Below are 23,961 nucleotides of genomic sequence, written 5' to 3'. Positions count from 1 at the left end.
CTCGAACTCACAGTCAGGACGCTGAGTTCGGCACCGAACGCGGCGTTCGGTGGGGGAGGCGCGGTGGGTCAGAGCTTGCCGGCGACGCGGAGGAGGTACTCGCGACGGTGCAGCGGGTCGAGGTCGGTCCGCGACCGCACCGGCGGCCGACCGGTGACGGGCCGGTAGCCGTCGAAGCTGCACGCGAGGTCGCCGAGGCCGCTCGTGAGCCCGGGGACCCGTTGCTGCAGCTCGTGCAGCCGCTCGGCGGGCACCTCGCCCCGCAGCCGCGTCACCGGCCCGAGCACCGCGGTCGCGCGCGGGGTCGCCCGCACGTGGCCGAGCATCGTCAGGGCCGCGCCGAGCACCTCGCTCGGCACCTCGAGGTCGAAGCGGTGCACCGGCTCCTCGACCGCCGTGCCCGCGAGGCGCAGCGCCTCCATGAGCACGAGCGGGGTCAGGGTGCGGAAGTCGCCGGCGGTGCTCGACATCGACTTGTCGAACTTCTGGTGCATGTGGCTCTGCCGCGGCCAGTAGCCCGAGTGCGTCATCGTGACGACGCAGTCGGTGACCGGCCAGCCCTGAAGGCCCTGGCCGAGGGTCGCGTGGACGGTGTCCTCGACAGCCGTGAAGAACGACGCCGGCATCGAGCCGAGCTCCACCTCCAGCGCGAAGCGCACGCCGCAGCCCGACGGGGCCGGGTCGACGCGCAGCCCGACCGTGGCGAGGAACGGGTTGGGTGGCACGTCAATGACCTCGAACGCGGCGCCCGACCCCGTGACCCGCTCGCGGCAGATGACGGTCGTCGTGCTGAACGTCGCCTCGACGCCGAAGTCGGCCTCGAGGGCCGCACCGATGACCTCCTTCTGCACCTCGCCGTAGAGCGACACGTGGGTCTCGCCGCGGACCTCGTCGTGGCGCAGGTCGATGAGCGGGTCCTGCTCCGCGAGGTGGGTCAGGGCCGTGTGCAGCCGGGCGCGGTCGGCGGGGTCGCGGGCCTCGACCACCGTCTCGAGGGTCGGCGGCGAGAACTCGTGGACGAGGGGACGGGCGATCCGCACGTCGCCGACGAGGTCGCCGATCCGGGCCCGCTCGAGCCCGACGACCCGCGCGATGCGCCCGGCCGGCACCCGCGGCACCCGCTCCACCTCGCCGCGGACGTGCACCGACAGGCCGGTGACCCGTTCCTCGCGGCACCGCGCGTCGCCGCGGCGTTCGCCCCGGTCGTCGGGGGCGGAGGGCGTATGCCGTGTGCCCGGGTCCGCCGGGTGCGCCGGGTCCGCGCGGCCGTCGTGGACGAGCACCCGGTCGCGCACCGCCAGCGAGCCCGAGGTCACGCTGACGAGCGCGACCTTCTCGCCGGAGCCGCCGCGCTGGATCGCGAAGACGGTGCCGGCGAGGGGCGCGTCGGGGTCGGGTGCCGGCGTCGGCAGCAGGTGCGGCAGGGCCCGGGCGAGGTCCTCGACGCCGACCCCGGTCATCGCCGAACCGACCAGCACGGGGCACACGAGTCCCCGGACGGTCTGGTCGCCGAGGACGGTCCGGAGCCGACGCCCATCGATGCGGTGCGGGGCCTCGACCCAGTCGGCGAGCAGGCGGTCGTCGACCCGGCTCAGCGCCTCGACGACGCGGTCACGGGCTGCCGCGGTGACCTGGTCGCCGCCGTCGCGCTCCGCCCGGCCCAGTGCCGCCAGGCCCAGGGCCGCGAGGCCGTCCGGGACGACCGCGGCGCCGCGCGTGCCCTCGTCGACGACCCGGCCGAGGGGCACGGGCGTGACGTCGAGCCGATCGACGACCTCCCGCAGCACCGCGTCCGTGCGGGCACCGGAGCGGTCGACCTTGTTGACGAAGAGCACGGTCGGGATGCGCAGGCGTCGCAGTGCCCGCATGAGCACCCGGGTCTGGGCCTGCACGCCCTCGACCGCCGACACCACGAGCACGGCGCCGTCGAGCACGGCGAGCGAGCGCTCGACCTCCGCGATGAAGTCCGAGTGGCCGGGGGTGTCGACGAGGTTGACCGTGACGGGGTCGTCGGCCGGGCCGAGCTCGAAGGAGACCACGGCGGCCTTGATCGTGATGCCTCGGGCGCGCTCGAGCGCGAGGGTGTCGGTCTGCGTGCTGCCGTCGTCGACGCTGCCCGGCTCGGCGATGACGCCGGCGTGCAGCAGCAACCGTTCGGTCAGGCTCGTCTTGCCCGCGTCAACGTGGGCGAGGATCCCGAGACCGAGGGCGCGTCCGGGACGCGCCGGTGGGGTGGGTGGGGTGTCCAAGGTGCTCCATGTCCTGTGCGTGGGTGTGGGTGACCTGCTCGGGTGACATGAAGCTGCGGCGCATCCCGGTGCCCTCTCTCCTCGGCCGTGCCTGGCGTCGACGGGACCGTCGACCGCTCCAGTGCAGCAAGGTGGGGGAGCGTGCGGCAACCGGTTTTGGGCCGGGAACCCGGCACACGGCATACGCGAGTGGTGCCGCCGGCCCGGGCACGGCGTCGATCCGTGCGTGGGCTGGTTGGTCACCGGGCCGCCGCATGCGGAACACTGGTAGTCCGCCGGACGTTGTGCCGGTGGACAAACTCACCGGACGAGCAGGAGGACCGGGGTCTCACAGACCCCGCACGTACATGGACGCTAAGCGGATTCTGCGCACACCACTGTTGTGGATCTTGGTCCTCATCAGCGCGCTCGTCTTCGGCATGATGTTCTCCGAGTCCGGCCCGCCCCGGATCGACACGTCGGCTGCCATGAAGCAGATCACCGACGGCAACGTCGAGTCGGCCAAGCTGCTCAACAACGAGCGGATGGAGCTGACCCTCAAGACGCCCTACACCTCGCCCGACGGCACCGTGAAGGACGCGAAGTCGGTCTACGCCTACTACGTCGACGCCCGCGGCACCGACGTCGTCGAGGCGCTCAACACCAAGCCTCCGACGAAGGGCGTCGACGACCAGATCGACGAGCCCAGCTGGTTCGGCTCGCTCCTCTTCTCGATCCTGCCGATCATCATCATCCTCGGCCTCTTCTGGTTCCTCATGGGCCAGATGCAGGGCGGCGGCAACCGCGTCATGCAGTTCGGCAAGTCGCGCGCCAAGCTCGCCACCAAGGACACCCCGAAGGTCACCTTCGCCGACGTCGCCGGGTGCGACGAGGCCATCGAGGAGCTCCAGGAGATCAAGGAGTTCCTCCAGGAGCCGGCGAAGTTCCTCGCCGTCGGCGCCAAGATCCCCAAGGGCGTGCTGCTCTACGGCCAGCCCGGCACCGGCAAGACGCTGCTCGCCCGCGCCGTCGCGGGTGAGGCGGGGGTGCCGTTCTACTCGATCTCCGGCTCCGACTTCGTCGAGATGTTCGTCGGTGTCGGCGCGAGCCGCGTCCGCGACCTCTTCGAGCAGGCCAAGGCCAACGCGCCCGCCATCGTCTTCGTCGACGAGATCGACGCCGTCGGACGCCACCGCGGCGCCGGCATGGGCGGCGGCCACGACGAGCGCGAGCAGACGCTCAACCAGCTGCTCGTCGAGATGGACGGCTTCGACGTCAAGACCAACGTCATCCTCATCGCGGCGACCAACCGCCCCGACATCCTCGACCCCGCGCTGCTGCGGCCGGGCCGCTTCGACCGCCAGATCGCCGTCGACGCGCCCGACATGATCGGCCGCCACCGCATCCTCGAGGTCCACGCCCAGGGCAAGCCGGTCACGGCCGACGTCGACCTGCTCGCCGTCGCCCGCCGCACGCCGGGCTTCACCGGCGCCGACCTCGCCAACGTCCTCAACGAGGCCGCCCTGCTCACCGCCCGTGGTGACAAGAAGGTCATCGACAACGAGGCCCTCGACGAGGCCATCGACCGCGTCATCGCCGGCCCGCAGAAGCGCACGCGCATCATGTCGGCCAAGGAGCGCAAGATCACGGCCTACCACGAGGGTGGTCACGCCCTCGTCGCCGCGTCGCTCAACCACACCGACCCGGTGACCAAGGTGACGATCCTGCCGCGTGGGCGGGCCCTCGGCTACACGATGGTCATGCCGCTCGACGACAAGTACTCCACGACCCGCAACGAGATCCTCGACCAGCTCGCGTACGCCCTCGGTGGCCGCGTCGCCGAGGAGATCGTCTTCCGCGAGCCGACGACGGGTGCGAGCAACGACATCGAGAAGGCGACCGGCATGGCCCGCAAGATGGTCACCGAGTTCGGCATGTCCGAGCGCGTCGGCGCCATCAAGCTCGGCCAGAGCACCGGCGAGGTCTTCCTCGGCCGCGACATGGGCCACCAGCGCGACTACTCCGAGGAGGTCGCACGCATCGTCGACGAGGAGGTCCGCTCCCTCATCGACGCGGCCCACGACGAGGCCTACGCCGCGGTCAACGCCAACCGCGACCTTCTCGACCACCTCGTCCTCGAGCTGCTCGAGAAGGAGACGCTCAACGTCCACGAGCTGGCCGAGCTCTTCAAGCCGGTCGTCAAGCAGCCGGCCCGCCCGACGTGGCTGTCGTCCCAGACCCGCCAGCTCGGCGACCGCCCGCCGGTCCTGACGCCCGCCGAGATCGCCGCGAAGAACGGCTCGGGCGGTCAGAACGGCTACCTGCCCCCGCCCGTGCCGGCCGACAAGGTGATCGAGGACAAGATCGACGAGGCGGCCGCCGTCGGCGCGCACTCCCTCGCCGAGGAGCACCCCGCCGAGCAGGTCATCGAGGTGCCGGACGACCAGGTCGTCAACCCCGGCGAGAAGAGCTGAGCGTGGCGGTCGACCACGCGCGCGCCGAGGCGGCGGTCCGCGAGTTGCTGCTCGCCATCGGCGAGGACCCCGATCGCGAGGGACTGCGCGACACGCCTGGGCGTGTCGCGCGGTCCTACTCCGAGATCTTCGCCGGCCTCGACCAGACGGCCGAGGAGGTGCTCAGCAGGACCTTCTCGATCGACCACGAGGAGCTCGTCATCGTCCGCGACATCGAGCTCTACAGCACGTGCGAGCACCATCTCGTGCCGTTCCACGGCGTCGCCCACGTCGGCTACATCCCCGACAAGGACGGCCGGGTCACCGGACTGTCCAAGCTCGCCCGCCTCGTCGAGGTGTTCGCCCGTCGTCCGCAGGTTCAGGAGCGGCTCACGTCGCAGATCGCCGACGCGCTCGTCGAGCACCTGTCGGTGCGCGGCGTCATCGTCGTCATCCAGGCCGAGCACCTCTGCATGTCGATGCGCGGCATTCGCAAGCCCGGCGCGAGCACCATCACCTCGGCGGTGCGCGGCCAGCTGCGCGACCCGGCCACTCGAGCAGAGGCCATGGCGCTCATGCTCGAGGGCAACAAGTGACCGACGGCGCGACACCCGCACCACCGACCGCGACACAATGGCGCCCATGACCGCGCGCCGCCCCGACCTCGACGCGACCTCCCTGCTCGGCGTGCGCGACCGCACCCTGGTCATGGGGGTCGTCAACGTCACGCCCGACTCCTTCTCCGACGGCGGGGAGTGGTTCGAGCATGACGCGGCCGTCACGCACGGGCGTGACGTGCTCGCGGCCGGTGCCGACATCGTCGACGTCGGGGGCGAGTCGACCCGTCCCGGCGCCGAACGCCCGTCGGTCGAGGAGGAGCTGCGCCGGGTCGTCCCCGTCGTGGCCGCCCTTGCCGCCGACGGCGCCGTGGTCTCCGTCGACACGATGCGCGCCACGGTCGCGCGTGCCGCCGTCGACGCCGGTGCCTCCATCGTCAACGACGTCTCGGGCGGCCTCGCCAACCCCGACATGGTCCCGTGGGTGGCCGCCGAGCGGCTGCCCTACATCGCGATGCACTGGCGCGGCCACAGCACCGGGATGCAGTCGCGCGCCGTCTACGACGACGTCGTCGAGGAGGTCCTGCGCGAGCTGGCAGAGCGTCGCGACGCCCTGCTGGAGGGTGGCATCGACGAGGAGCACCTCGTCCTCGACCCGGGGCTCGGCTTCGCCAAGAACGCCGACCACAACTGGGCCCTGATGGCCGCGCTGCCGGCGCTGCACGACCTCGGCCACCCGATCCTGCTCGGAGCCTCCCGCAAGACCTTCCTCGGACGTCTCGGGCGCGACGAGGGCGCCACGCCGAGGCCCGCCGCCGAGCGTGACGTCGAGACGACCGCGACCTCCGTCATGGCCGCGATGGCGGGGCTGTGGTGCGTCCGCGTCCACGACGTCGCCTCGACGGTGCGCGCCCTGACGGTCGTCCAAGCCGCGCTCGAGCACGCCCCCGACGACCTGACCGAAGGCCCCGACTGATGGCCGACCGGATCGTGCTGCAGGGCGTCTCGGCCCGCGGCAACCACGGCGTGCTCGCCGTCGAGAAGCGCGACGGCCAGACCTTCCTCGTCGACGTGATGATGCTCTGCGACCTCGAGCCCGCGGGGCGCACGGACGCACTCGAGGCCACCGTGAACTACGCCGAGGTGGCGAACGACGTCGTCGCGCGGATCACCGGGCCGTCCTTCGACCTCATCGAGCGCCTGGCCGAAGTCATCGCCGACGACGTCCTGCGCCACGATCTCGTCGAGGAGGTGGAGGTCGTCGTGCACAAGCCCGAGGCACCGGTGGGCCACCCCTTCACCGACGTCCAGGTGCGCGTCGAGCGAAGGAACGCCGCCCACGTCGTCATCGCTCTTGGCACCAATCTCGGCGACCGTGGGCAGACGCTGGCCGACGCGGTCGCCGCCCTCACCGCGCTGCCGGGGCTCACGGTGACGTCGGTGTCCGACATCGTCGCCACCGAGCCGGTCGGTGGTCCCGAGCAGCCCGAGTACCTCAACGCCGTCGTCACCGGCCGGTCGCTGCTGCACCCGCACGACCTGCTCGTCGAGCTCCACCGCATCGAGGCCCTGCACGGACGCACGCGCGAGGTTCGCTGGGGCGCCAGGACCCTCGACCTCGACCTCGTCCAGTACGGCCTTCCCGGTGGATACCGCGAGGTCGTCAGTGACGACCCGGAGCTGACACTGCCCCACCCCCGCGCCCATGAGCGCGCCTTCGTCCTCGTGCCCTGGCTGGACGCCGACCCGCGAGCCACGCTGCGCGTCTCCGAGGGCCGCGACGGCATACGCCCGGTGGTCGACCTCTTGGCCGACCTCGACCGATCGGGCGTGCGTCCCGGTCCCCGATGGGAGCAGCAGTGACTCCACACTCCGGCATCCGCGCCACGACGCTCGTGCTCGCGGGACTGGCCATGACGGTGGTCGCGTGGCTCGGGCTGCGCTGGATGATGTCCGGCGGCAGCGCCGTGCCCGAGCCGGGCTGGGTCGGCGCCGCGGCGATGCTCTTCCTCATCGGGGGGCTGGTCCTCGCGGGCTGGCAGGTGCGCAAGGTACGGGACGGGTCGCCGAACCCCGCCGTCACACCCCTGCGAGCCGCCCGCACGCTGGTGCTCGGCCAGGCCGGGGCGCTGACCGGCTCGGTGCTCGTCGGCTGGTACCTCGCCAACACCCTCGTCCTGCTGCCGGACGCCGACGTCGACTCCCAGCGCGGGCGCCTCCTGCCGTTCGTGCTGCACGCCGTCGTCGCGCTGCTGCTGGCCGTGGCCGGGATGGTCGTGCAGAACTGGTGCCGCCTGCGGCCGCGCGACGACGAGGACGAGGACCAGCCAGCGGCCTGACCGCCGCGTATGGTCGGCCGGATGATGTGCGTCATGGTGCCGCGTCCGGTGGGGTGATCACCCCACCCGATGCAGCACGATCCGGCGGTCGTCGAGCACGCCAGGTCAGGTGGTGCCGACGACGGTGATCGTCGAGGTGGGTGCCGGTGTCGTGGTCGACACCGACGGCGGCTGGGGCGGTCCGTCCGGCGTCGTCGTGCGGACGGGCCACGGCGGCGGGATCGTGTCGACGGTGTCCTCGTCGGAGCAGGCCGCGGCGAGCGTGATCGCCGCCGTGATGAGCGTGACGGCGACGGCGCGCAGGGCACTCTCGCGCGAGACCCGGGCGGACGGCATACGACCCCTCACTTGTCGACGTCCCCGACGACGAAGAACATCGAGCCGAGGATCGCGACCATGTCGGCGATGAGCTGGCCCGGCAGCATCTCGCTCAGCACCGAGATGTTGTTGAACGATGCCGAGCGCAGCTTGAGCCGCCACGGCGTCTTCTCCCCGCGGGAGACGAGGTAGTAGCCGTTGAAGCCGAGGGGGTTCTCGGTCGCGCTGTAGATCTCGCCCTCGGGGACCTTGAGCACCTTGGGGAGCTTGACGTTGATCGGCCCCTGCGGCAGCTGCACGAGCCGGTCGAGACAGGCCTGGGCGAGGTCGAGCGACACGTGCACCTGCTCGAGCAGCACCTCGAGGCGCGACAGGCAGTCACCGGCCGTGCGGGTCACGACGCGGCCAGGACCCTTGTCGCCGAAGAGCTCGCCGTAGGCGAGGTAGGGCGCGTCCCTGCGCAGGTCGACGTCGAGGCCACTGGCGCGCGCGATCGGACCGGAGACGCCGTAGGCCTCGACGGTCGCCAGGGGCAGCACGCCGACGCCCCGGGTCCGTGCCTCGAGGATCTCGTTGCCGACGATGAGGCGCTCGAGGTCGGGCAGACGCTTGCGCACGTTGGCGATGGCCTTGTCGACACGGCCCATCCAGCCGGCCGGGAGGTCATCCTTGAGGCCGCCGACGCGGTTGAACATGTAGTGCATGCGCCCGCCCGAGACCTCCTCCATCACGGCCTGGAGCTCCTCGCGCTCGCGGAACGCGTGGAAGACGGGCGTGATGGCGCCGAGCTCGAGGGGGTAGGAGCCGAGGAACATCAGGTGGTTGAGCACGCGGTTGAGCTCGGCGAGGGCGGTGCGCGCCCAGACGGCGCGCTCGGGCACCTCCATGCCGAGCATCTGCTCGACGCCGAGCACGACGCCGAGCTCGTTGGAGAAGGCGCTGAGCCAGTCGTGGCGGTTGGCGAGCACGAGGATCTGGCGGTAGTCGCGCACCTCGAAGAGCTTCTCGGCGCCGCGGTGCATGTAGCCCACGATCGGCTCGGCGCTGATGATCCGCTCGCCGTCGACGACGATGCGCAGCCGCAGGACGCCGTGGGTGGCCGGGTGCTGCGGGCCGATGTTGAGCACCATGTCGGCGGTCGCGAGCCCACCCGCGCCGAGGCCGACGGTCAGGGCCCGATGCCGTCCCGGCGCCGAGGCGGTGGTCTCCGTCATGCGCCCGAGCCTACGGCCCACACCCGGGTCGTATGCCGTGTGGCCCCTCCCCGGGGCGCGCCCGGTCGGGCAGAGTGTGGGGGTGACCGCCTCGTTCGACCTCACCGACCCCGCGTTCGTCGCCGACCCCTACCCGGCGCTCGCCGAGGCCCGCCGGCAAGGACCGGTCCTGCGACACGAGGGCCTCGGGCTGTGGGTGACGACGACGCACGCGGCGGCGAACGACGTGCTGCGCGACCGGAGGCTCGGTCGCATCCTGCGGCCGCGCTCGCCGGGGGACGACGCGTGGACGACGTTCGACTGGTTGCACGCCGACTCCATCCTCGACTCGGAGCCGCCGAAGCACACGCGGCTGCGACGCCTCGTTGCCGGCGCCTTCGCGCGTGGCCACGTGACGCGGCTTCGCCCCCGGGTCGAGGAGATCGCGGCCGGCCTGCTCGACGAGGTGGAGCGGGTCCTGGCACGTGATGGCCGGGTCGACGTCATCGCCGGCTACGCGGAGCCGCTGCCCGTCCTCGTCATCTGCGAGCTGCTCGGCGCCCCGACGGCCGACTGGAAGGTGCTCCGCGACTGGTCCCAGGCGATCGTCCGGATGTACGAGGTCGACCCGGACGACGAGGCCCAGCGGGACGCCCAGCGCGCGTGCGACGAGTTCGCCTCTTACGTCGAGGCGCTCGCCGCCGAGCGGGCCCAGGCTCCCGGCGACGACCTGCTGACCTCGCTCGTCCAGGAGCGTGACGGCGGCGACCGCCTCTCGCCGCGCGAGCTCGTCGCGACCGTCGTGCTGCTGCTCAACGCCGGGCACGAGGCCAGCGTCAACGGTTTCGGCAACGGCCTGGCGTCGCTGCTCGTGGACACCGCGCAGCGCGACGCCGTGAACGCCGGACTCGATCACCCGGTCGTCGTCGACCGGCTCGTCGAGGAGATGCTGCGCCACGACTCGCCGCTCCACCTCTTCGAGCGCACCGCCACGGCCGACGTCGAGCTCCACGGCGTGACGGTCCGGGCCGGTGAGAAGGTCGCCGCCCTGCTCGGCGCCGCCAACCGGGACCCGGCCGTCTTCGCCGAAGCCGACCGCTTCGTCGCCGACCGCGACCCGAACCCGCACCTGGCCTTCGGCGCCGGCATCCACTTCTGCCTCGGGGCGCCGCTGGCCCGGATGGAGCTGCAGATCTCGACGCGGGCGCTGCTCGAGCGGCTGGGGTCGCTCGAGGTCGTCGAGGCGGTGCGTCGCCCGACGTTCGTGCTCCGCGGCTACGAGCGGCTCGTCGTCGCACGGGCCGGTCGCTCGACCTGAACGGACCCACAGGAACAGGGAAGGAGAACGCCATGGGTGAGCTGACGCCCTACATCTGCGTGGCCGACTCGAGGGCCGCGATCGAGTGGTACCGCGAGCACCTCGGCGCCGAGGTGACCGTCGACCCCATCGTCATGGAGGACGGGCACGTCGGACACTGCGAGCTGGCCGTCGACGGCGCCCGCTGGATGATGTCGGACGCCTTCGAGGCCGTGGGCGTCGCGCCCCCGGACCCCGCCCGCGGCAACGCCGTGACGCTCCACCTCACGGTCACCGACGTCGACGAACGCTGCCGCCGGGTGCAGGAGGGAGGGGCGACGCTCGACCGGGGGCCGGAGGACAACCCGCCGATCGGCCGCCTCGCGGTCTTCCACGACCCCTTCGGGCACCGCTGGTTCCTCAACCAGCCCCTGCCGGAGCCCGACTGACGGCGGCAGGGCGAGGTCAGGCCGGGTCGCTCCGTCAGGCCCGGTCAGGCCCGGTCAGGCCCGGTCAGGCCCGGTCAGGCCCGGTCAGGCCCGGTCAGGCCCGGTCAGGCCCGGTCAGGCCCGGTCAGGCCCCGCTGTCGGCGCCGCGACCACGGAGCACGAGGAACCCGCCGACCCCCAGCAGCACGACGGTGCCGACGATGGTGAGCAGGATCGGCACGAGGAGCGAGCCCTGGGCGTCGTCGGCGCCGGAGACGGGCTTGACGTGCACCGTCGCACCCGCGGTGGCGGTGGACCCGTCGAGCCCGATCGTGGCGTGGAACGAGAAGGTGCCGGTGACGGGGTGGCCGTCGTCGGAGGTGACGCGGTAGGAGACCGTGTAGTCGCCGCCCGGTGCGTTCGGGGCGAGCGCCTGCGTGACGGCGCGGCCCTCGATCGTCGGGCTGCCGGACGACACGGGCCCCGACGGTCCGGTGACGACGACCTGGGTGCCGATTTCGAGCGGGGCCTCGGAGAAGGTGAGCACAACCGCTCCGGGCAGCTGCGCCACCGTCGTCCCGTCGGCCGGGTCGGTCCGCTCGAGGACGTCGTGGGCGAAGGCCGTCGTCGGCAGTGCGACGAGAAGTCCGAGGGCGAGCAGCGCAGAGGCGAGACGACGCATGCCGCTCAGGTTACGTCGTGCCCGGGGACGCGCTTCACCGCCCACCAGAAGCCGCCGAAGCCGTGCCGGTCGAGCAGCCGTGCCTCCGTGCTGGCCCGCTCGAGCGCGGCGAGGTACGAGAGCGGGTCGCTGCCGGCGAGTGCGTGCGCCGGGGTGGCTCCCGTGAGCCCGAGTGCCCGCAGCGCCTCGCGCTGGGTGCGCACCTCGTCGACGTCGAGGGTGTCCATGGCGACGTGGGCCGTCACGTCGCACGAGCCGTCGGGCACGGGTGCCGTCAGCCGACCGCTGGCGTATGCCGTGAGCGTCCCTCCGGGGGGACGTGTCGTCGCGACGTGGCCGTAGTCCACGGCGAGCAGGAGGCCGGAGCCGACGCGCGAGACGAGGTCGGCCCAGGCCTCGTCGCGGGCGAGGCCGATCTCGAGGCGGTCACCGGGGATCCTCGTGGGCCAGTGGGCCTGCGCCCAACGTCGGTCGGCGCCCGCAAGCGCATCGCCGAGCGACTCCTCGCCGGTCGCGGGGTCGACGAGCACCTCGCGTGCGGTGCCGTCGGCGTCGACCTCGGCGACGGTGCACGGCACGACGTCGAGCCACTCGTGGGCGATGACGAGGGCGTCGTGCAGGCCGGGCAGCTCGGGCGGCAGGGCCGCGCCACCGGGGGAACGGAGCCACTCGACCCGATCGTCGAGGCCCTCGGGCCGCTCGACGACGTCGACCGCGACCACCCGCGGTCGAGGTGGTCCGTCGTGACCGGCCGCGACGGCATACCCCGACCCGGAGGAGGCGTCGTGGGGTCGAGGTGCTTCGTCGTGACCGGGCGCGACGACATCCCTCGAACCGAGGTGGTCGAGGGCGGCGAGCAGGTGCGTCGCGAGCTCGCCGCGTCCTGCGCCGACGTCGACGACGACCGAGGGGGCGGCGGTTCCGTGCTCCGCGGTCCACAGCGCCAGCAGGGCCTCGGCGAGCACCCGGCCGGTCGGGCCGTGCGTGGCGGTGGTGAAGTGGGCGGCCGGGCCGCCGCGCGTCACGTAGAAGCCCCGCCCCACGGCATACAGCGCCTCGTGCCACGCGTCGCGCCAGGGAAGGGGATCCACGCCTGCCGACTGTAGGCGATAGCGTGCCGTGGGTGAGCACCCCGCACGAGCGTCCCGCGCGCTTCGACGTCGGCGTCGTGGGCGCCGGACGCGTCGGATCCGTCCTCGGAGCCGCCCTGGCCCGGGCCGGCCACGTCGTCACCGGCGTCTCCGCCGTCAGCGAGGAGAGCCTCGAGCGGGCGGCGGCACTGCTGCCCGGGGTGCCGGTCAAGCCGATCCCCGAGGTCGTCTCGGGCGCGGACCTCGTCGTGCTCGCCGTGCCGGACGACGCCCTCGCCGACCTCGTCGCGGGCCTCAGCGCCACCGGCACCTTCACACCGGGCCAGCTCGTCATGCACACGTCCGGGGCGCACGGCATCTCGGTGTTCGAGGCGGCGGTGGACAGCGACATCGTGCCGCTCGCGCTGCACCCGGCCATGACGTTCACGGGCACTGAGCTCGACCTCGACCGGCTCCACGACTGCTGCTTCGGCGTGACGACGACCGACCTCGCGCGACCGCTCGGCGAGGCGCTCGTCATCGAGATGGGCGGTGACCCGGTGTGGATCTCCGAGGAGGACCGCGTCACCTACCACGCCGCCCTCGCGCACGGCTCGAACCACCTCGTCACGCTCGTGGCCCAGTCGATGCAGCTGCTCGGCGAGGCCGGCGTCGACGACCCGGCGCGTGTCCTCGAGCCGCTGCTGACGGCGGCGCTGTCCAACACCCTCCAACGAGGTGACGCAGCCCTCACCGGTCCGGTGGCGCGCGGCGATGCCGGTACCGTTGCCGGGCACGTCGCGATGCTGCGCAAGGTCGCCCCGGACATCCGCCCGACCTACCTGGCGCTGGCCCGCGCGACGGCACAGCGGGCCCTGCTCAGCGGGCGCCTCCGCGCCTCCGACGCCGGCCCGCTGCTCGAGCTGCTCGCGCACGAGGAGGACCAACCGTGACCGACACCACCGCAGACACCACCGCACACACCGCCACCGACACCGTGGCCGACACCCCAGACGTCGACGCCGCCGAGACGAGCGCCGACACCACCACGCCGCCCACGGCTCCCGTGGTCGCCCGGACGAGGGACGAGCTGCGCGAGGCGCGCGCGGCGCTCGACGACGGCGACGTCGCCGTCGTCATGACGATGGGAGCCCTGCACGAGGGGCACGCGACCCTCATCCACCAGGCCCGCAAGACCCACCGCCACGTCGTCGTGACGATCTTCCTCAACCCGCTCCAGTTCGGGCCCAAGGAGGACCTCTCGCGCTACCCGCGGACGTTCGACGCCGACCTCGACATCTGCACGGCCGCGGGCGTCGACCTCGTCTTCGCCCCGACGCCCGACGTCATCTACCCCGACGGCGACCCGGGGGTGCGCGTCTCGGCAGGACCGCTCGGCGACGTCCTCGAGGGCCAGGCCCGTCCCGGGCACTTCGACGGCATGCTCACGGTCGTCGGCAAGCTCATGCACCTGACCCGGTGCAGCGCGGCCTACTTCGGGCAGAAGGACGCCCAGCAGCTGCTCCTCATCCGCCGGATGTGCCGCGACCTCGACTTCCCGGTGCGCGTCGTGGCCGTGCCGACCGTGCGCGAGCCCGACGGCCTCGCGATGTCGAGCCGCAACACCTACCTCACCGACTCCGACCGTGAGACGGCCCTGTGCCTCTCGGCCGCTCTCCGCGCCGGGGCCGACGCCGCCGTCGAGGGCCCGTCGGCCGTCCGTCGCGCCGCCCGGGCCGTCCTCGTGCGCGAGCCGCTCGCCCTCGTCGACTACCTCGTGCTCGTCCACCCGGACACGCTCGAGGACGTGCCGGAGTGGTACCGCGGCGAGGCACTGCTCGCCGTGGCGGGGCGAGTGGGTACGACTCGTCTCATCGACAACCTGCCGGTGCTCGTCGGACCGGGCGGCGGCGCGCTCGAGACCTTCTCCCAGCCCTGACCGACCAGAGTCCCCCTCTCGCGCAACGACGCTCCAGCCAGCAACCCGAGGAAGCCACATCGTGCAGCGTTTCATGCTCCACTCGAAGATCCACCGGGCCACCGTGACGCAGGCCGACCTGCACTACGTCGGCTCACTGACGATCGACCGCGACCTGCTCGACGCCGCCGACCTGTGGCCGGGCCAGCAGGTCGACGTCGTCGACGTCGACAACGGCAACCGCCTGACGACCTACGCGATCGAGGGCGAGCGCGGCACGGGCATCGTCTGCATCAACGGGGCTGCCGCCCGGCTCATCTCGCCCGGTGACACGGTCATCATCATCGCGTACGCCGCGATGGACGATGCCGAGGCACGCACCTTCGAGCCGCAGGTCGTCTTCGTCGACGAGCACAACCGGGTGGTCGAGGTGGGGCACGATGCAGGTGACGTGCCCGACGGCTTCGGTCTGCTGACCTCGGCCGTCACCGAGCGTCACCACGAGTACCAGGACTGAGAGGCCAGCCGTATGCCGCAGAGCGGGCTCCCCGACGTGACCGTCCCCCGGCGGCTGCGCGCGCCCGCGCCCGGCTGGACGGCGACCGCCGACGTCATCGTCGTCGGCTCCGGCGTCGCCGGTCTCACGACGGCCCTGCGGCTGAGGCGCCGTGTCGACCGCGTGCTCCTCGTGACGAAGACCGTGCTCGACGAGGGCTCGACGGCGTGGGCGCAGGGCGGCATCGCCGCCGTCATGTCCCCGGAGGACAGCGCCGCCGAGCACATCCACGACACCCTCGTCGCCGGCGTCGGCCTCTGTGACGTCGACGCCGTGGAGGCTCTCGTGCACGAGGGCACCGACGCCGTCTGGGACCTCATCGCGCTCGGCGCGGAGTTCGACCGCGGCGACACCGGCGGGCTGTCGCTGACGCGCGAGGGCGGCCACCACCGCGACCGCATCCTCCATGCCGGTGGCGACGCGACCGGCCGCGAGATCAGCCGTGCCCTCATCGCCGCCCTCGACCGGGTGCGCGACGACCCCGGCATCGAGGTCATCGAGCACGCCCTCGTCGTCGACCTCCTGGCCGACTCCGACGCCCGCGTGTGCGGCGTGACGCTCCACGTGATCGGGGAGGGCCAGGTCGACGGCGTCGGCGCCGCGCACGCGCGCGCCGTCGTGCTCGCGACCGGTGGCCTCGGCCAGATCTACGCCTCGACGACGAACCCGTCCGTCGCCACGGGTGACGGCATGGCCGCCGCGCTGCGGGCCGGCGCCGTCCTCGCCGACCTCGAGTTCGTCCAGTTCCACCCGACGGTCCTCTGGCTCGGTGAGGGCTCGCGCGGGCAGCAGCCGCTCATCTCCGAGGCGGTGCGCGGCGAGGGCGCGTTCCTCGTCGACGAGGCGGGCGAGCGCTTCATGCAGGGCCAGCACCCGCTCGCCGACCTCGCACCCCGTGACGTCGTGGCCCGCGCCATCATCGCCCGGATGCGCGAGAGCGGCACCGACCACGTCTACCTCGACTGCCGCCACCTCGGCGCCGAGTTCCTCGAGCAGCGCTTCCCGTCGATCGTGCAGCGCTGCCGCGAGCTCGGCTTCGACCCGGCCACGCAGCTGCTCCCGGTCGCACCCGCACAGCACTACGCGAGCGGCGGCGTGCGCACCGACCTGCGTGGACGGTCGTCGCTCGAGGGGCTCTACGCGTGCGGCGAGACGTCGTGCACCGGCGTCCACGGCGCCAACCGCCTTGCCAGCAACTCGCTCCTCGAGGGCCTCGTCTTCGCCCGCCGCATCGCCGACGACCTCACGGCCCGGCTCGGTGCCGGCGAGCTGCCGGAGACCGCTCCCGTCGCGGTCGACGGCGAGCCGGAGCTGATCCGCGGCAAGCGTCGCCTCGACGTGCAGCGCGCCATGACCGCCGGTTCCGGCACCGTGCGCTCGGCCGCCTCGCTCGCGGCGACGCAGGAGACCCTGGCCGCGCTCGCGACCCGCGCCGTCACCGACGACGCCGACAAGCCGGGCGGACCCAAGAGCTGGGAGACCACCAACCTGCTCCACCTCGGACGAGCGCTGACGTATGCCGCCGCGCTGCGTGACGAGACCCGCGGCGGTCACGTGCGCGAGGACTTCCCGGCCCGCGACGACGAGCACTTCCTGCACCACGTGCACCTCCAGCGCTCCGACGCCGGCGTGCTGGAGGCCATGGTCGTGCCCGTGCCGCGCTCCAACCTCGACGGCCTCGACCTCGACGGCTCGGTGCCGCTCGACGTGCTCGACGAGGACCGCGCGGACGGGACGCGACCCGCGAACGGGGCCGGACGGCATACGCAGCCGGTGGGATCGACGGAGGAGACGCAGTGAGCGACGACGGTCTGAGCGGGTTCCCGCACGCGTGGGCGCGCGAGCTCGTCACGGTGGCGCTGCGCGAGGACCTCGGCCCCGAGGGCGTCGACGTGACGACGCTCGCGACCATCCCCGCCGACCAGACGCGCACGGCCGAGATCGTCGCACGGGCACCGGGCGTCGTCGCCGGCGTGCCCGTCATCGGGCTCGTGCTCGCGGCGGTCGCCGAGCAGATCGGCGGCGCGGTGCCGACGGTCGAGGTGGTGAACGACGACGGTGCGCGACTCGTGCGCGGTGACGTCATCGCGCGACTGACCGGGCCGACCCAGGTCGTCCTCGTGGCCGAGCGCACCATCCTCAACATCCTGAGCCGGCTCTCCGGCGTCGCCACCCACACGCGGCGCTGGGCCGACGCGCTCGAGGGCACCTCGACGATGGTGCTCGACACCCGCAAGACGACACCCGGCATGCGCTGGCTGGAGAAGTACGCCGTGCGCTGCGGTGGCGGCACCAACAAGCGCATGGGCCTCTACGACGTCGCGATGATCAAGGACAACCACAAGCTCGCGGCCGGCTCGGTCGCCGCGGCGTACGCGTTGGTGCGCGAGCGCTTCCCCGACGTCGACGTGCAGGTCGAGGTGACGACGCCGGCCGAGGCGCAGGAGGCGTACGACGCGGGGGCGCGCTTCATCATGTGCGACAACATGTCGGTCGACGTGCTGCGCGAGACCGTCGGGCTGCTCAGGGCCGCAGGCGAGCCCGTCGAGATCGAGGCCACCGGCGGGCTCACCCTCGAGGTCGTCGCCGAGCACGCTGCGACGGGGGTCGACTTCGTGTCGGTCGGCGGTCTGACGCACAGCTCGCCCATCGTCGACATCGCCCTCGACCTCGTCGACTGACCCGTCGAGAGGCCACAACTGGCCGCCCGTGACCCGTCGAGAGGCCACCACTGGCCGCCCGTGACCCGTCGAGAGGCCACCACTGGCCGCCCGTGACCGTCGAGAGGCCACCTGTGGCCGGGGACTGGAATGGCCACTCGACCGCCGCGAAGCGGCCGATCGTGGCCTCTCGACGGTTGGTGATGGGGTGACGCTCCGGGCGGCGGGCGTAGCCTGCGACGGAGGAGGGTGCCGTGGGTGTCGTCGACGAGCTGGTCCGCGCGAGAGCCGAGTTCGAGCGCGGTGAGTGGTCTGCCGCCCTGGACCGGTGGTCCGCCGTCGACGCCGACGGCCTCACGGCGGACGACCTCGAGTCCTCCGCTGCCGCGGCCCACCTGCTCGGTCGGATGGGCGACGCCGTCGAGCGCTACCGACGCGCCTTCGACTCCCGCGTCTCCGAGGGCGACACCGCTGGAGCCGCGCGGTGCGCCTTCCACCTGTCGATGATCGGGCGCACGAGCGGTGACCAGTCCGCGGGCGCGGCCTGGCTGGCGCGCGGCGAACGCCTCGTCGAGGCGCTGCCCGAGGGGAGCCTCGAGTCCGGCTACGTGGCCTTCGCCCGCATGTTCTCTCACCTCGGCGCCGGCAGGTTCGCGGAGGCCGGCGCCTGTGCGGTCGAGGCGACCGAGGCGGGCCGCCGCCACGACGACGCGGCCCTCCTGGCGACCGGGCTGTGCGCCCAGGGGCGGATGGCGATCTACGGCGACCGCGTCCCCGACGGCCTCTCGCTGCTCGACGAGTCGATGCTCGAGGCGACGAGCCGCCGGGTGGCGCCCGTCATGCTCGGACACGTCTACTGCACGGCCATCGAGGGCTGCCAGGAGGTGTCGGACCTGCGCCGGGTCGTGGAGTGGACGCAGCTGCTGCACCGCTGGTGCACCGAGCAGCCCGGGCTCGTCACCTTCACCGGCCAGTGCAGTCTGCACCGCGCCCAGGTCATGCGGGCACACGGGGCGTGGGATGCCGCCCTCGACGAGCTCACCGCCGCGATCGAGCGCTACCGGCTCGCGGGCGCCACCGATGCCGTCGGCCAGGCCGCGTGCGAACGCGGCGACCTCCTGCGGCTGCGCGGTGACCTCGAGGCTGCCGAGGCGGCCTACCAGCGCAGTGCCGAGCACGGCTACGACCCGCAGCCCGGTTCGGCCCTGCTGTGGCTCGCTCGGGGGCGGACCGCAGCGGCGCTCGGGGCCGTCCGGCGGCTCCTGGCCGAACCCGGGCCGTCGGTGCGTCGCAGCCGGGTCCTGCCCGCCGCCGTCGACGTCCTCCTCGCCGCGCACGACGTCGACGCCGCTCGCGACTGTGCGCGGGAGCTCGACGGACTCGCCGAGTCGTTCGGCTCCGAGGTGCTCGCCGCGGCGGCCTCGACGGCGTGGGGTCGGGTCCAGCTCGCCTCGGGCGACCCGGCGGGGGCGCTGCCGTACCTGCGCAAGGCGCACCAGGCGTGGGTGCGCCTGGACATGCCCCACGAGGCGGCGCTCGCGCAGGCGGGCACGGGTCGGGCGTTGGTCGCCCTCGGTGACCACGAGTCCGCCCGCCGCGCGCTCGCGTCGGCGCGCGGGGTGCTCGTGTCGGTGGGGGCCGGTCCGGACGTGGTCGACCTCGACGGCGTGGGCTCGACCGCCTCACGCCCCGCCCGTCTCACCGAGCGCGAGGTCGAGGTGCTGGGTCTCGTTGCCGAGGGGCGGAGCAACGCGCAGATCGCGTCGGCACTGGTGCTCAGCGACCGGACCGTGGCCCGCCACCTCAGCAACATCTTCACCAAGCTCGGGGTCGGGAGCCGAACGGCCGCAGCGGCTTTTGCCTTCGAGCACGACCTCGTACGCCGTCAGGGCTGACCGTCCGGCGCCCGACGGGTGCCCACCGTGCCAACGGACGGCGGACCGTGCAAGACGGGTGCCGGACCGGTCGCACGCATCCGACCGGTCCGGGACCGTCCCTCCCCGGACGGTCAGCGGCCCGCAGCCTCGACCGCGGGCGCCCTCGAGGTCGTGGCCGAACGCCGGGCGATGTGGCTCGCGACGTGGGCGGCGTCGCGACCGACGCCGGGCAGCACCATCGAGGCGAACGCGTACTGGAAGGCCAGCCCGCAGAAGAAGAGACCCGGCACGTCGCTCGAGACGCCGCGGTACTCCCGCGGCCACCCGTCCTCGCCGAGGACGGGCAGGTCGATCCAGTCGAAGCGCTGGTCGAAGCCGGTGGCCCAGACGACGTTGGCGGCGTCGACCACCGTGCCGTCGTCGAGGGTGGGGCGGCCGTCGGTGACTCCGGCGACGCGCTGCACGTGGCGCTCGACGCCGCGGGCGGCGAGGTCCTCGCGCTTGACCCGCAGCATCGGGCCGCCGTGGTGGCGGATCTCCGCCATCATCCTCCGGCCGACCGGTGTCCGGCGCGTCAGAAGGTGGCGCCACGCGAAGAGCAGGACGGGGAAGGCGACGTGCACGGCAGGCGTGTCCCAGCGCACCGGGATCTGCCCGCAGTCCCGACCGGCCAGGACGGTCGCTCGGCTCTCGGCGAGCTCGTAGGCGATGTCGCAGCCCGAGTGCGAGGCGCCGACGACGAGCACCGGGCCGTCCCGCAGCTGGCTGGGGCGCCGGTACTGGCTCGAGTGCAGCTGGAGGATCGACGGGTCGAGGTCGGAGGCGAAGGCCGGCACGTGAGGCGCACGCCCGAAGGTCCCGGTCGCCACGACGACGTTGCGACAGGCGATGCTGCCGCGGTCCGTCGTCACGACGAAGCCGTCACCGGCCGCGGCGGCGGCGAGCTGCTCCACGCGCACACCCAGCCGGACGGGCAGGCGGAAGTGGGCGGCATAGGACTGGAGGTAGGCCGCGACGTCGTCCTTGCCGGGGAAGGACCGCGGGTCGCCGGGGAAGGGCATCCCGGGCAGCGAGTCGTGCCGCACCGAGGAGTAGAGCCGGAGCGAGTCGTACTGCTGTCGCCAGCCGTCCCCGACGGCCTCGTTGCGTTCGAGCACGACGCACTCGTGCCCGCGGTCGACGAGCTCGCGCGCCGTGGCGACGCCGGCCTGGCCTGCGCCGATGATGACGGTCTCGATGGTCTCCATGGTGTCCCTCCGGGTGGTCGATGTCTCGACCGTAGGAAGGGCAGGGCCGTCACCGCGTCGGCCGCGGTGCCCATCCCCGGGGCAGGGCATGGGTAGGAATGACCACGCGCCCTGGCCTCTCGACCGGGTCGGGGCGGCCAGAGGTGGCCTCTCGACGGGTCAGTAGCGGCGGTGCCAGAGGTTGAGGGCGTAGTCGACGCCGGTCGCGTCGGGGTGCTCGGCGAGGATGAGGTCGGCGTGCTCGGGGGCGAACTCGATGCCGACGACGGCCTCGAAGTCCGCCCGCGAGTCGAAGTCCCAGCGGATGTCGAGCCGCTCGCGCTGCCAGCCCTGGCGCTCCCAGAACCGCTCGACCGCGCGCGGGTCGTAGCCCGGCAGGGCCCGCCGGAACCACTGCCCGAACGTCGACCGGGTCGCGTCGTTGTCGATGACGAACGCCGCCCCACCCGGGCGGACGATGCGTTCGAGCTCGGCGAGACCGGGCTCGCACCCGGGCCCGAAGAAGTAGGCCCACCGTGCGTGCGCCACGTCGAACGACCCGTCGGGCACCCCGATCGCGGCGGCGCCCTCCTCGCGGACCGACACGGACGGCATACCCGAGACGCGTTGTGCCGCAAGCGAAGCGAGCGGTGGGTGCGGTTCGACGCCGACGACCGAGCGGGCGTCGTGCGCGAAGAAGGGCAGGTGGTAGCCCGTGCCGCAGCCGATGTCGACGACGTCGAGCCCCGACCAGTCGAGCACGGCACGCATGGCGTCCTCGATGACGTGGGCGCGGTCGACGCCGCGGTTCTCGACCTCGTAGACGTCGGGTGTCTCCCAGACGTTGGGGGACGGGATGATCTCCGGCGCGCCGCTCACGTGGACCGCTGGGCCTCGATGGTCGCCGGGTGCACGAGCAGCGGCAGCAGCTTGCGCACACCGCGCGCCCGGACGGCCTTGACCTGGGCCAGGTGCGCCTCAGCGCGGATCGCCAGCTCGGCGTAGGCGAGCGGCCCCATCAGCTCGGTGAGCTCGGGCGCGTTGGACCGGTAGACGGGCTCGCGACCGACGTGCGCCTCGGGGTTGCCCGAGCAGTACCAGTCGAGGTCGTGGCCACCCGGACCCCAGCCGCGGCGGTCGTACTCGGTGATCGTCACCTCGAGGTAGCTCGTGTCGTCGGGCAGCTCGACGGTACGGAAGGTGCGTCGGATCGGCAGCTGCCAGCACACGTCGGGCTTGAGGGTGTGCGGCTCGACGCCGGTCAGGACCGCGTGCTGGTGCAGGGCGCACCCGGCGCCGGCGGGGAAGCCGGGACGGTTGAGGAAGATGCAGGCGCCGTCGACGACCTTCGTCTTGCGCGCACCGTCCTCCTTCTCGGTCCAGTCGTCCTTGCTGCCCGTGGCTCGACCGACGGAGTGGTACTCCCACTCGTCCTCGCCGAGCTCCTCGACGGCCTTCGCGACGCGCTTCCAGTCGTCCTTCTCGGTGAAGTGGGCGCCGAGGGTGCAGCAGCCGTCGTCGGGCCGGCCGGCGTAGATGCCCTGGCAGCCGCTTCCGAAGATGCACGTCCAGCTGCTCGTGAGCCACGTCAGGTCGCAGCGGTAGCGCTGGTTCGTGTCGGCGGGGTCGGTGAACTCGACCCAGACGCGGGGGAGGTCCAGAGGTGCTTCAGCCACCGGCTCACCCTATGCCGCGGAGGTTTCCGGCGCGCCGACGAGGACCACCTCGTGGATGGTGCGTCTCGGGCGGAGACCGCCGGCGTATGCCGTGTGCTCCCGCGTGCGGGGACGCGAGCGTACGCTGGCGGTGGCGTCCAGGTCGCCTCCGGTGCGCGGGAAGGGGCTCAGCCTCCCTGGGCACGACAGCATGCGGTCCGACCTCCTTTCGGCCCGGCGAGCGCACGCGGGCACGACGAGAGGAGGCCGTCATGGCCCTGTCCCTGCCCGGCAACCCCGACCTCGAGCGCCTGCGACGCGATGCGCGTCGGCTGCAGCGCGGTGTCCGGTCCGCCGATCCCGCTGCACTGGCCCTCGTGGCACGACACCACCCCGCGGGGCTGCCGGACAAGACGGCGTCGTTCTCGCTGTCCGACGCGCAGCTGGTCGTGGCGCGCGGGTACGGCTTCGCGAGCTGGCCGCGACTGCGCGCCTACCTCGCGGTGGCCGCAGACCTTGGTCGTGACCCGGTCGTGCTCGATCCGGTCGCGGCCGATGGAGTCGATACGGAGGCCGAGTCTGCCTCTGTCACAACGGCGCTCGCGTGCCTGACGTACACCGACCGTGACGAGCCGGCACGGTGGGCCCGTGCCGCCGAGCGGCTCGCGGCCGACCCGAGGCTCGTGGAGCGCGACGTTTTCGTGGCGGCGGTCGCCGGTGACGCCGAGGCCCTGCGCGCCCACGTCGCCGCCGACCCCGGCGCGGCGACGAGGGAAGGGGGGCCGTTCCGGTGGGCACCGCTCCTCTACGTCGTCTACTCCCGGATGCCCCAGGTGGACCCCGTCGCGTCGGCCCGGCTCCTGCTCGACGCCGGCGCCGACCCCGACAGCGGCTACCTCTGGCAGGGGTTCCCGAGCGCGTTCACCGCACTGACCGGCGCCTTCGGCGAGGGCGAGGCGGGACCGTCGCGCCAGCCGCGACACCCGCAGTGGCGCGCCCTCGCCGAGCTGCTGCTCGATCGCGGCGCCGACCCCAACGACCGGCAGACGCTCTACAACCGGATGTTCAACCGCGACGACAGCCACCTCGAGCTGCTCCTCGCGGGCGGGCTGGGCCGGCCGGCCTCCGAGGTGTGGGCCCGACGCACGGGCGAGCCGGCCGAGACCATCGACGAGATGCTCACCCGTCAGGTCGAGTGGGCGCAGGGCCACGGGTTCGCGGCGCGGCTGGAGCTCCTCGTCGCGCACGGCCTGGCCGATCCCGAGGTGACCGCCGCCGCCCCCGGGACGGCGGCGTCGCCGGGCAGGACGCCTCTTCACGAGGCTGCCTTCATGAACGACGTCGAGCTGGTGCGGGCGCTCCTCGGCTCCGGGGCGGATCCGGAGGCGCGCGACGCGGTGCACGGGACCCGACCCTACGAGTGGGCGGCGTGGGCGCGTGCCGACGACACCGCGGCCGTGCTGCGCGAGGTCACGAGCGGCCTCACCGCCGAGGGCTAGCGTGA

General features: G+C 73.0%; 22 protein-coding genes. 14 read left to right on the top strand and 8 right to left on the bottom strand.

What is annotated here, in order from left to right:
- Positions 1 to 68: 68 nt before the first annotated feature.
- Positions 69 to 2,249, bottom strand: a complete 2,181-nt coding sequence (locus tag ASD90_RS24770; RefSeq protein WP_056760020.1) for a translation factor GTPase family protein — start codon at positions 2,247 to 2,249, stop codon at positions 69 to 71.
- Between the two features lie 347 nt (positions 2,250 to 2,596).
- Between ASD90_RS24770 and ftsH the strand changes: the two genes are divergently transcribed.
- The 5 genes from ftsH to ASD90_RS19290 are packed head-to-tail and all read left to right on the top strand — an operon-like array spanning position 2,597 to position 7,577.
- A complete protein-coding gene (ftsH, locus tag ASD90_RS19310; protein WP_056760018.1) occupies positions 2,597 to 4,702 on the top strand; it encodes an ATP-dependent zinc metalloprotease FtsH in 2,106 nt (701 codons plus the stop codon).
- Between the two features lie 2 nt (positions 4,703 to 4,704).
- A complete protein-coding gene (folE, locus tag ASD90_RS19305) occupies positions 4,705 to 5,277 on the top strand; it encodes a GTP cyclohydrolase I FolE (protein ID WP_056760016.1) in 573 nt (190 codons plus the stop codon).
- Between the two features lie 46 nt (positions 5,278 to 5,323).
- Positions 5,324 to 6,214: a dihydropteroate synthase gene (gene folP / locus ASD90_RS19300; RefSeq protein ID WP_056760301.1), complete on the top strand. Its 891-nt coding sequence runs from the start codon at positions 5,324 to 5,326 to the stop codon at positions 6,212 to 6,214.
- On the top strand, positions 6,214 to 7,101 hold the full coding sequence (gene folK / locus ASD90_RS19295; protein WP_056760014.1) for a 2-amino-4-hydroxy-6-hydroxymethyldihydropteridine diphosphokinase: 888 nt from the start codon (positions 6,214 to 6,216) through the stop codon (positions 7,099 to 7,101). Before folP ends, folK begins: the two co-directional genes overlap by 1 nt.
- The gene (locus ASD90_RS19290) at positions 7,098 to 7,577 is read left to right on the top strand and encodes a DUF3180 domain-containing protein (RefSeq protein WP_056760012.1); all 480 of its coding nucleotides are present in this window, start codon (positions 7,098 to 7,100) and stop codon (positions 7,575 to 7,577) included. Before folK ends, ASD90_RS19290 begins: the two co-directional genes overlap by 4 nt.
- Before the next feature lie 105 nt (positions 7,578 to 7,682).
- On the opposite strand, the gene ASD90_RS19285 is transcribed toward ASD90_RS19290, so the two are convergent.
- Both ASD90_RS19285 and ASD90_RS19280 read right to left on the bottom strand, forming a co-directional pair.
- Entirely contained in the window at positions 7,683 to 7,913 is a 231-nt protein-coding gene (locus ASD90_RS19285; RefSeq protein WP_056760011.1) for a hypothetical protein, read from the bottom strand.
- An 8-nt stretch (positions 7,914 to 7,921) separates the two neighbouring features.
- Positions 7,922 to 9,109: an NADH-quinone oxidoreductase subunit D gene (locus tag ASD90_RS19280; RefSeq protein WP_056760009.1), complete on the bottom strand. Its 1,188-nt coding sequence runs from the start codon at positions 9,107 to 9,109 to the stop codon at positions 7,922 to 7,924.
- Positions 9,110 to 9,191: 82 nt separating this feature from the next.
- On the opposite strand from ASD90_RS19280, the gene ASD90_RS19275 reads away from it, so the two are divergent.
- Together ASD90_RS19275 and ASD90_RS19270 are read left to right on the top strand one after the other, a co-directional pair.
- Positions 9,192 to 10,406 (top strand): cytochrome P450, encoded by a 1,215-nt coding sequence (locus ASD90_RS19275; protein ID WP_056760008.1) that lies wholly within the window; start codon positions 9,192 to 9,194, stop codon positions 10,404 to 10,406.
- Positions 10,407 to 10,438: 32 nt separating this feature from the next.
- Positions 10,439 to 10,834, top strand: a complete 396-nt coding sequence (locus tag ASD90_RS19270; RefSeq protein ID WP_056760005.1) for a glyoxalase/bleomycin resistance/extradiol dioxygenase family protein — start codon at positions 10,439 to 10,441, stop codon at positions 10,832 to 10,834.
- Positions 10,835 to 10,958: 124 nt separating this feature from the next.
- On the opposite strand, the gene ASD90_RS19265 is transcribed toward ASD90_RS19270, so the two are convergent.
- Positions 10,959 to 11,495, bottom strand: a complete 537-nt coding sequence (locus ASD90_RS19265; RefSeq protein ID WP_056760004.1) for a copper resistance CopC family protein — start codon at positions 11,493 to 11,495, stop codon at positions 10,959 to 10,961.
- A 5-nt stretch (positions 11,496 to 11,500) separates the two neighbouring features.
- Complete coding sequence (locus ASD90_RS19260; RefSeq protein ID WP_056760002.1) at positions 11,501 to 12,586, bottom strand: SAM-dependent methyltransferase; 1,086 nt, start codon at positions 12,584 to 12,586, stop codon at positions 11,501 to 11,503.
- A gap of 23 nt (positions 12,587 to 12,609) precedes the next feature.
- Here ASD90_RS19260 and ASD90_RS19255 point away from each other — a divergent pair, with 23 nt between their 5' ends.
- The 6 genes from ASD90_RS19255 to ASD90_RS19230 all read left to right on the top strand — a co-directional run bounded on the left by ASD90_RS19255 (position 12,610) and on the right by ASD90_RS19230 (position 19,594).
- Positions 12,610 to 13,518: a Rossmann-like and DUF2520 domain-containing protein gene (locus tag ASD90_RS19255; RefSeq protein ID WP_056760000.1), complete on the top strand. Its 909-nt coding sequence runs from the start codon at positions 12,610 to 12,612 to the stop codon at positions 13,516 to 13,518.
- A 44-nt stretch (positions 13,519 to 13,562) separates the two neighbouring features.
- Complete coding sequence (gene panC / locus ASD90_RS19250; protein WP_056760299.1) at positions 13,563 to 14,504, top strand: pantoate--beta-alanine ligase; 942 nt, start codon at positions 13,563 to 13,565, stop codon at positions 14,502 to 14,504.
- A 61-nt stretch (positions 14,505 to 14,565) separates the two neighbouring features.
- The gene (gene panD / locus ASD90_RS19245) at positions 14,566 to 15,000 is read left to right on the top strand and encodes an aspartate 1-decarboxylase (protein ID WP_056759998.1); all 435 of its coding nucleotides are present in this window, start codon (positions 14,566 to 14,568) and stop codon (positions 14,998 to 15,000) included.
- Positions 15,001 to 15,012: 12 nt separating this feature from the next.
- Positions 15,013 to 16,839 carry an L-aspartate oxidase gene (locus tag ASD90_RS19240; RefSeq protein ID WP_056759995.1) on the top strand — a complete coding sequence of 609 codons (1,827 nt, stop codon included), beginning with the start codon at positions 15,013 to 15,015 and terminating at the stop codon, positions 16,837 to 16,839.
- Entirely contained in the window at positions 16,836 to 17,720 is an 885-nt protein-coding gene (nadC, locus tag ASD90_RS19235) for a carboxylating nicotinate-nucleotide diphosphorylase (protein WP_056759994.1), read from the top strand. The genes ASD90_RS19240 and nadC overlap by 4 nt, the downstream gene beginning before the upstream one ends.
- A gap of 233 nt (positions 17,721 to 17,953) precedes the next feature.
- Entirely contained in the window at positions 17,954 to 19,594 is a 1,641-nt protein-coding gene (locus ASD90_RS19230) for a LuxR family transcriptional regulator (RefSeq protein WP_056759992.1), read from the top strand.
- Positions 19,595 to 19,707: 113 nt separating this feature from the next.
- Here ASD90_RS19230 and ASD90_RS19225 read toward each other — a convergent pair whose 3' ends face one another.
- From ASD90_RS19225 to ASD90_RS19215, 3 genes are all read right to left on the bottom strand, one after another.
- On the bottom strand, positions 19,708 to 20,823 hold the full coding sequence (locus tag ASD90_RS19225; protein ID WP_056759990.1) for an NAD(P)/FAD-dependent oxidoreductase: 1,116 nt from the start codon (positions 20,821 to 20,823) through the stop codon (positions 19,708 to 19,710).
- A gap of 159 nt (positions 20,824 to 20,982) precedes the next feature.
- Positions 20,983 to 21,681 (bottom strand): class I SAM-dependent methyltransferase, encoded by a 699-nt coding sequence (locus ASD90_RS19220; protein WP_056759988.1) that lies wholly within the window; start codon positions 21,679 to 21,681, stop codon positions 20,983 to 20,985.
- Entirely contained in the window at positions 21,678 to 22,478 is an 801-nt protein-coding gene (locus tag ASD90_RS19215; RefSeq protein WP_056759986.1) for a hypothetical protein, read from the bottom strand. Before ASD90_RS19215 ends, ASD90_RS19220 begins: the two co-directional genes overlap by 4 nt.
- A 251-nt stretch (positions 22,479 to 22,729) precedes the next feature.
- Between ASD90_RS19215 and ASD90_RS19210 the strand changes: the two genes are divergently transcribed.
- Positions 22,730 to 23,956 carry an ankyrin repeat domain-containing protein gene (locus tag ASD90_RS19210; protein WP_082588869.1) on the top strand — a complete coding sequence of 409 codons (1,227 nt, stop codon included), beginning with the start codon at positions 22,730 to 22,732 and terminating at the stop codon, positions 23,954 to 23,956.
- The last annotated feature ends 5 nt before the right edge of the window (positions 23,957 to 23,961 follow it).

It is taken from the genome of Terrabacter sp. Root181 (assembly GCF_001428505.1).
Lineage (GTDB): Bacteria > Actinomycetota > Actinomycetes > Actinomycetales > Dermatophilaceae > Terrabacter.
This window is presented reverse-complemented; position numbering and strand designations above follow the sequence as displayed.